General features: G+C 56.5%; 7 protein-coding genes. 6 read left to right on the forward strand and 1 reads right to left on the reverse strand.

Annotation, left to right across the window (positions count from 1 at the left end; genetic code table 11):
• From sufC to VFE46_05305, 6 genes are all read left to right on the forward strand, one after another.
• Positions 1-681: Fe-S cluster assembly ATPase SufC (sufC, locus tag VFE46_05280; GenBank protein ID HZZ27402.1), on the forward strand; the 681-nt coding region annotated here is incomplete at its 5' end.
• 43 nt (positions 682-724) lie between these two features.
• Positions 725-2,131: a Fe-S cluster assembly protein SufB gene (sufB, locus tag VFE46_05285; GenBank protein ID HZZ27403.1), complete on the forward strand. Its 1,407-nt coding sequence runs from the start codon at positions 725-727 to the stop codon at positions 2,129-2,131.
• Between the two features lie 105 nt (positions 2,132-2,236).
• Positions 2,237-3,544: a Fe-S cluster assembly protein SufD gene (gene sufD / locus VFE46_05290; GenBank protein ID HZZ27404.1), complete on the forward strand. Its 1,308-nt coding sequence runs from the start codon at positions 2,237-2,239 to the stop codon at positions 3,542-3,544.
• Between the two features lie 154 nt (positions 3,545-3,698).
• Positions 3,699-4,916: a 2,3-bisphosphoglycerate-independent phosphoglycerate mutase gene (locus VFE46_05295; protein HZZ27405.1), complete on the forward strand. Its 1,218-nt coding sequence runs from the start codon at positions 3,699-3,701 to the stop codon at positions 4,914-4,916.
• Positions 4,917-5,127: 211 nt separating this feature from the next.
• A complete protein-coding gene (locus VFE46_05300; GenBank protein ID HZZ27406.1) occupies positions 5,128-5,379 on the forward strand; it encodes a hypothetical protein in 252 nt (83 codons plus the stop codon).
• Complete coding sequence (locus tag VFE46_05305) at positions 5,376-5,945, forward strand: nucleotidyl transferase AbiEii/AbiGii toxin family protein (protein ID HZZ27407.1); 570 nt, start codon at positions 5,376-5,378, stop codon at positions 5,943-5,945. The genes VFE46_05300 and VFE46_05305 overlap by 4 nt, the downstream gene beginning before the upstream one ends.
• A gap of 26 nt (positions 5,946-5,971) precedes the next feature.
• Here the strand turns inward: VFE46_05305 and VFE46_05310 are convergent.
• Positions 5,972-6,519 (reverse strand): hypothetical protein (locus VFE46_05310; protein ID HZZ27408.1); only part of this gene is annotated, 548 nt, incomplete at its 5' end.

The following is a 6,519-nucleotide window of genomic DNA, read 5'->3' on the forward strand; positions in this document are numbered from 1 at the left end:
CATCCTGGTTACGAAGTGACCAATGGTAAAATCGAAATTGTGGATGCAGCAGGCAAAGCTCACGATGTGTTGGAAATGGAACCCAACGACCGCGCCCGCCACGGTATTTTCCTGGCGTTCCAGCGGCCGATGTCGATCCCCGGTGTGAAAATGGCCGACTTTTTGCGACATGCCGCCACGAACGTCCGTCGCCCCGATCGTAAGGAAGGTGAAGAGCTCATCCATATGAAAGAGTTCCGCACGGAATTGCGAGCTAAAATGCAGCAATTGAAAATCGACCCCGAATTCGCCCGCCGCTACGTCAACGATGGTTTCTCCGGCGGCGAAATGAAACGGGCCGAAATTTTGCAACTGGCCATGTTGCAGCCCAAGTTCGCCATTCTGGACGAAACCGACAGCGGGCTAGATGCCGATGCCGTCCGCTTGGCCAGCCAAAGCATTGCCGAGATCGGCGGCGCAGCCATGGGCATTTTAATTATCACCCATCACGAGCAACTATTGGAGCACAACACGCCGCTCAAAACGCACGTCATGCTGGGCGGCCGCATTGTGGAAACTGGCGGCCCGGAACTTGCAGCCGAATTACACAAGAAGGGTTACGAACGCATCCGTCAGGCTTACCCTGAAGCCGCCGCAGAGGAAAAAGCCATGACAGCCAAAGAGCCAATCAGCGCAATATAACTGAATTCCGAATACGAACTGCCCTCCGCAAGGAGAACCGAATATGTCTACCGAAGTTCTCGATCAATCCGTTCCCAACGAAATCAACAAGTACGATTTCCGCACGCAATCTAAGGCCGTCTTCAAGGCCCGCAAGGGGCTCGATGCGGAAATCGTTCGCCAAATTTCCGATATCAAAGGCGAGCCCGATTGGATGCTGCAGTTCCGCCTAAAGTCGCTGGAAATTTTCAACTCCAAGCCCACGCCGCGCTGGGGCGGAAACATCAGTCTCGATTTTCAGGACATCTACTACTACCTCAAGCCCACCAACGAACAAGGCAAAACCTGGGACGAAGTGCCCGAGGAAATCAAAAAAACATTCGACCGCCTGGGCATTCCCGAGGCTGAAAAAAAGTATTTGTCTGGTGTGAAAGCGCAGTTCGAAAGCGAAGTCATTTACGGCTCGCTCAAGGAAGATTTGGCCAAGCAGGGCGTCATCTTCACCGACACTGATTCGGCGGTCCGCGAGTATCCTGACCTGGTTCGCAAATACTTCGCCACGATTATTCCCCCGGCCGATAACAAATTCGCCGCGCTCAATTCGGCTGTGTGGTCGGGCGGATCGTTCATTTACGTGCCCAAGGGGGTGAAAATCGAATTCCCGCTGCAGGCGTATTTCCGCATCAACGCCGAAAGCATGGGCCAGTTCGAGCGCACGCTCATCATTGTCGATGAAGGCGCCCAAGTGCATTACGTGGAAGGCTGCACCGCCCCCATGTACACCACCGAAAGCCTGCATTCGGCCGTGGTGGAAATTGTTGTGAACAAATACGCACGCTGCCGCTACACCACCATCCAAAATTGGGCCAATAACATTTACAACCTGGTCACCAAGCGGGCCTTGGCGTACGAAGGCGCGCTGATGGAATGGATCGACGGGAACCTCGGCAGCCGCCTGACGATGAAATATCCGGCCGTGTACATGATGGAGCCTGGCGCGCGGGGCGAAATTCTTTCCATCGCCTTCGCCTCGCAGGGTCAGCATCAGGATGCCGGCGCGAAATTGGTTCACTGTGCGCCCGACACCTCGGGCCGGATCATCAGCAAAAGTATTTCCAAAAACGGCGGTCGGGCCAGTTATCGTGGTTTGGTCAAAGTGGAACGCGGGGCCAAGCGAGCCAAATCGAACGTCGTTTGCGATGCGTTGATTCTTGATTCCAAAAGCCGCAGCGACACGTATCCGTACATTGAAGTCGACGAGCAAAACGTGCAGCTTGGCCACGAAGCCAGCGTTTCCCGCATTAGCGAGGAGCAGTTGTTTTATCTGCAAAGCCGCGGCCTGTCGGAAGCCGAGGCCAGCACCATGATCGTCAGTGGCTTCATCGAGCCGCTGGTGAAAGAACTTCCCATGGAATACGCCGTGGAAATGAACCGCCTCATCGAGCTGCAAATGGAAGGCTCGGTGGGATAAGAATTCATTAGGCTAAGAAATTACGTATCGCAAATCGCAATCGTCCAATAGCCGGAGGGCCCCAGGCCGCCGCCTCTGTTTTGTCATCCCAACTTTCAAATTTTAATGAGCACGACAGTTTCAACCGGTATCACGCCCGAAGCCTTTGAAGCATTTTTAGCCGATCGCCAGGAGCCTGCTTGGCTACTCGAGGCCCGCCGCGCCGCCTGGCAAGTATTTCAAGATTTGCCGCTCCCCAGCCGCGCTGACGAAGAATGGATGCGCACCGACATCCGCTTGTTCCGGCTGGATAAATTCAATCTACCAGTCGCTACGCCAACGGAAGGCGAATTGCCCCAACACGCCCTGATGGGCGGAGTGCATTTTGCCGGTGTTACGGCAGCTTTAGACAGCCGTCCGGTTCTCACGCAATTTCGGGAACCTACTTTAGCCAAACAAGGCGTCCTCTTCGGTAGCCTGGACGAACTGGTTCGCGAACATGGCGATTTGATTCGTGGCCACCTGTTCCGCGCGGTGAACGGACGGGCTGATAAGTTTGCAGCCTTGCACGCTGCCTGCTGGTCCGGCGGGGCCATTCTGTATGTCCCCAAGGGCATCTCGATCAACGAACCATTTCACATGTTCTCGGCAATTTCGCCAGGCGGTGTCGACTTCGGGCATACTTTAGTAATCCTCGAAGACGGCGCTTCCGCGACACTCTTATCGGAAACAGCTGGTGGTTCCGATCAGCAAGGTCTTCACTGCGGCGCTATCGAACTGGTTGTCGGTCCCGGCGCCAAGCTCCGCTATGTGAATCTGCAAAACTGGGGCACCGGCGTTTGGCATTTTGCCCATCAAAAAGCGCTGGTCGAAGCCGGCGGACAACTGCAATGGACCATCGGCGCATTGGGCGCGCGGCTGGCCAAAGTCAACCAGCACGTTGCTCTTACCGGCCAAGACGCCTACGCCCAGGTCAACGGCGTCATGTTCACCGAAGGCAAGCAGCATCTTTCGTATCACACGCTGCAACATCACCAGGCCCCGTATTGCAAAAGCGATTTGCTGTACAAAGGCGCGCTGCAAGATCAATCGCGCCTGGTGTGGCGCGGCATGATTAAAGTCGATCACGGCGCGCAAAAAACCGACGGCTACCAGCGCAACGACAACCTCATGCTTTCCGATCACGCCCGGGCCGATTCTATCCCGGGATTGGAAATTCAGGCTGATGATGTCCGCTGCACGCACGGCTCCACCACCGGCCGGGTGGACGACGAAATGATTTTCTACGCCCAGTGCCGCGGCCTGTCTCGCAAAGAAGCCACGCGCATGGTCGTGGCCGGCTTCTTCCAACAGGTTTTCGACCGCATCACCATCGACAGCGTGCGCGAAGCCCTGGGCGAAGCCATCGGCCGCCGCATCCGCGAATACGAATAAATCGCCGAACTTCCGTCAACCGGCACGTATTTCTTAACAGGCTGAGTGTCCGGCAGGCCCTTTTACCTACCCGCCTTTCGTTTATATTTGCGTTTATTCCCGTTCATTTGCGACGAATTCATTTCGCCAAAAATCCTCAGCAAATCATACGGCCATGAGCAACAGCGAATTCGACATGCACGAGTTGACCCGTTCGCTCCATCAAAAGAACGATTCCAAAATTGTTCTGCTCGTTTCCGATGGCCTGGGCGGCTTGCCGATGGAGCCGGGCGGCCCGACCGAGCTGGAAGCCGCCAACACGCCTAACCTCAATGCGCTCGTCCAGCGCGGCGTCTGCGGTGGCAGCATTCCGGTGAAGCCTGGCATCGCGCCGGGCAGCGGACCAGGCCATTTGGCGTTATTCGGTTACGATCCCTTGAAGTTCGTCATCGGCCGCGGCGCGCTGGAAGCCACCGGCATTGGCTTCGAGATCGGTCCGCACGACGTGGCCGTTCGCGGCAATTATTGCACGCTCGATACGGCCGGAAAAATCAGCGATCGCCGGGCCGGCCGCATTGCCAGCGAAGAAAGCGCGCCGTTGGCCGATAAGCTGAACGCCGTCAAAATTCCCGGCGTGGAAGTGTTTGTGCGCCCGGTGAAAGAGCATCGCTTTGTGGTTGTTTTTCGCGGACCAGGCCTGGGCGGTGATGTGTCCGATACCGATCCGCAAGCCACCGGCGTCGCACCGCTAGATCCCGTCGCCAAGAGCGGCAGCGAAAAAACCGCGCAGGCCGCGAAGGAGTTTATCGCCCAGGCTCGCAAAATTCTGGCCGATCAAAAAAAGGCCAACGGCCTCACGCTCCGCGGCTTCGCCGAAAAGCCGAAGCTGCCCACGTATGAAGAAGTGTACGGCCTGCGGGCCGCCGCCATCGCCGTGTATCCCATGTACAAAGGCTTGGCCCGGCTGGTGGGCATGGACATTGTTGGCCAGGCCCAAACGCTGGCCGAGCAAATTGAAGTCCTGAAGCGGCATTGGACCGAGTATGATTTCTTCTTCATCCACTTCAAATACACTGACAGCACCGGCGAAGACGGCAACTTCGCTGCCAAAGTGAAGAGGATTGAAGAGCTTGACGCCGCCCTGCCCTGCATCACCGCGCTCAATCCCACGGTGCTCATCGTGACCGGCGATCACAGCACGCCCGCCAAATTGAAAAGCCACAGTTGGCATCCGGTCCCCACCGTGTTGGTTTCCGAGGTGTGCCGCACCGATGGCTGCCAAAAATTCGGCGAAGCCGAATGTCTCCGTGGCGGCCTGGGCTTGTTCGAAGCCAAATACCTCATGCCGCTGGCTTTGTCCAACGCCGGCCGCATGGGAAAATACGGGGCGTGATGTCGCACACGGTCGTGGCCTAATTTGGAGAATGTAGCGGCGTCTGTCGCCAGACGCTCTTCTTTCTCTCGAACAAAACGGCTGAGGACAGCCGTCGCTACATCGATTTTGATTCAAATTAGGACACGACCTCGCACAATCTGGCCATGCGATGACAGCCGCCACGTCGTATAATTGAGCAGGTCGTCACCTTCCAAATCGGAATATTTTGATGAGCACGGCGGACCGCTACACCCCGGAACAAATTGCCGCCACGCGCCAGTGGGTCGAAAATTGGAAGCGTGTGGGACCTCTTCTTGAAAAAATTCGCCACGAAGAATTGCGGGCCTTGACCGATGACGACGTGGTCCGCGCGTTCGAATCTCTTTCGGGACTGCTTGCAGATTTGCCTCCCCGCCCGCCGCGAGCCAGCAGCGGGTTTATCGAGCAACAGCGATTGTTTCAAAAGCTCCGCTCCCAATGACCCCGCTCCAGGAAGCCGCCAAGGAAATTTGTGATTTTCTGACCCGCCAAGGATGGAGGTTCTGCGTCGTCGTCGGTATCGCTGCCACACGCTGGGGCGAACCCCGGACGACTGAAGATGTCGATTTGTGCTTGCTGACGGGATTGGCTGAAGAACGTCGGTTTATTAACACCTTGCTTACCACGTTTGCTGTCCGGAGACCAGATGCCGCTGATTTTGCTGAATCGGCTCGGGTCCTGCTCATCTCTGCTTCCAACGGCGTGGGGATCGATATCGCACTAGGCTGGACTCCCTTCGAAGAGCAAATGGTCGCCAGGGCAAGTAACTTTCAACTCGGTCCAAATTTGACGCTTCCGATTGCCTCACCCGAAGATGTCGTGGTGACCAAAGCGCTGGCCGGTCGTCCGTTGGATTGGATCGACGTGCAGCGGCTTCTGGCCCGGCAACGTGGCAAGCTGGATTGGGAGTATATCCGCCGCGAATTGGGGCAGCTTTGTGAATTGACCGAAGTATCGGGCCCCGTGGACAAGCTTGAGCATTTGAAGGCTCAGATAGACGCCGAGTAAAATGCTGCTTCGTCTCACTGATCAAGTTACACTGCGGCGGCGGCCCGCGCTAATTTCCGGCGGCCGTGTTCGGAAAGCACAATCTTGCGCAGCCGAATGGCGTCGGGCGTGACTTCCACCAATTCGTCCTCTTCGATGTATTCCAAGGCGCTTTCCAGCGTCATCTCCCGCGGTGGTCGTAGCAAAATGTTTTCATCTTTTCCGGCTGCCCTCATGTTCGACAGCTTCTTTTCCTTGGTGGGGTTCACAATCATGTCTTCGTTGCGGGCGTTTTCGCCCACGACCATGCCTTCATACACTTCGTCGCCGGGTTTGATGAACAGATCGGAACGCTCCTGGAGCGTGTTCAGGCCGTAGGCGAATACTTTTCCGGCGGCCATCGATACCAGCACACCGTTCAGGCGGCTGGGAATTTCCCCTTCCTGCGGCGCATATTTTTCAAACCGATGGTGCATAATCGCCGTCCCTTGCGTGGCGTTCAAAAGGCGAGTGCGGAGGCCGATCAGACCGCGGGCGGGAATGGAAAACGTCAAATGGGCATACTCGCTGCGGCCATGCATTTCGACCATTTTTC

This window comes from Pirellulales bacterium (assembly GCA_035656635.1).
GTDB lineage: Bacteria > Planctomycetota > Planctomycetia > Pirellulales > JADZDJ01 > DATJYL01.

What these genes read in the sequence shown, in the direction of transcription:
- sufD (HZZ27404.1), top strand. Translation starts at nt 2,237, where the DNA reads ATGAGCACGACAGTTTCAACCGGTATCACGCCCGAAGCCTTTGAAGCA.
- VFE46_05300 (HZZ27406.1), top strand. Translation starts at nt 5,128, where the DNA reads ATGAGCACGGCGGACCGCTACACCCCGGAACAAATTGCCGCCACGCGC.
- sufB (HZZ27403.1), top strand. Translation starts at nt 725, where the DNA reads ATGTCTACCGAAGTTCTCGATCAATCCGTTCCCAACGAAATCAACAAG.
- VFE46_05295 (HZZ27405.1), top strand. Translation starts at nt 3,699, where the DNA reads ATGAGCAACAGCGAATTCGACATGCACGAGTTGACCCGTTCGCTCCAT.
- VFE46_05305 (HZZ27407.1), top strand. Translation starts at nt 5,376, where the DNA reads ATGACCCCGCTCCAGGAAGCCGCCAAGGAAATTTGTGATTTTCTGACC.